The 235-nt window shown below is 37.4% G+C and carries 1 pseudogene; it reads right to left on the bottom strand.

What is annotated here, in order from left to right:
* Positions 1 to 235, bottom strand: a pseudogene (locus PL77_RS32115) (hypothetical protein); the annotation flags it as partial.

Here is a 235-nt window from a genome sequence, read left to right on the forward strand (position 1 = left end):
CGATGCTTGCCTTACAAAACAGGCAATCTGATGAAAGTGTCTTCCTTTCTTTCCATAAAGTTTGAGGGCTTTGAAGTCACCGTTTTTCTTATAACTCAAATCGCCGTACAATACCAAAGCGTCATATTGACTTAGGCGATGTAGTTTGGTGTATTGAATCCACTCCGATTTAAAAATCTTTCCATCTTCAATCGGGTTATTCATGTATTCTCTTTGAGAGGATCTATAACCTAAT

It is taken from the genome of Flammeovirga sp. OC4, from assembly GCF_000812565.1.
In the GTDB taxonomy this organism is placed as follows: domain Bacteria; phylum Bacteroidota; class Bacteroidia; order Cytophagales; family Flammeovirgaceae; genus Flammeovirga.